General features: G+C 36.0%; 1 pseudogene. It reads left to right on the forward strand.

Going from position 1 to position 933, the window contains the following annotated elements:
• Positions 1–75: 75 nt before the first annotated feature.
• Positions 76–908, forward strand: a pseudogene (locus OZD63_RS05895) (IS5 family transposase).
• Positions 909–933: the final 25 nt, after the last annotated feature.

Here is a 933-nt window from a genome sequence, read left to right on the forward strand (position 1 = left end):
TAGCTTCATAAATTTAGAGGTTGTCCGGAAACAAGTAAAAGGCTATAATATCTGAAATTTTAGTACGGGGTAAAGATGAGAAAAAAGTATCCAACAGATCTAAGCGAAAGGGAATGGTCAAGAATAGAAAAACACTTCAGAGTATCATACAAGAAAGGAGGAAGGCCGCCAAAGTATAGCAAAAGAGAAATATTAGAAGCAATTTTCTATGTATTGCGTACAGGGTGTCAATGGCGGTATTTACCAAATGATTTTCCGCTATGGAAGACTGTGTATGAGCAGTTCAGGCAATGGAAGAAGCAGGGAATTTTTGAGAAAATGAATTATGAAATTACAAAATATAGTAGAAGAAAAATAGGAAGGAATGAGCAGCCGAGTGCCTGTATAGTAGATAGTCAATCTGTAAAGACTACAGAAAAGGGGGGATCAAAGGCTATGATGGAAGTAAAAAAGTAAAGGGTAGAAAAAGGCATATAATTACAGACACTCAGGGTTTTATACTAGGTTGTTACGTAGGTGCTGCTAACGAAAATGATAGAGATGGTATTAAAATAGCATTAAACAATATGAGAACAAAATATACTAAAGTTAAAAAAATGTGGGCTGACATGGGATACCAAGGAAGAAATTTAAAGAATCACATAAAGGAAGAATATGACATAGATATTGAAATTGTTAAAAGGCCTCCATGTAGATTTTGGGTGCACAAAGATACGCCACCTGAGCTACTACCAACAAGAGAACAAGGGTTTAAAGTACAGCCAAGAAGATGGGTTGTAGAAAGGACTTTTGCTTGGGTTAATAGGAATAGAAGGCTATCGAAGGAGTATGATTTACTCACAACATCCACTGAGAATTTCATATACCTAGCTATGAGTAGGGTTATGTTAAAGAGGGAATATGCTTGAATTTACTAGTTTCCGGACAACCTCT

Origin of the sequence: Wolbachia endosymbiont of Drosophila leontia (genome assembly GCF_028981785.1) — a bacterium.
In the GTDB taxonomy this organism is placed as follows: Bacteria; Pseudomonadota; Alphaproteobacteria; order Rickettsiales; family Anaplasmataceae; genus Wolbachia; species Wolbachia pipientis.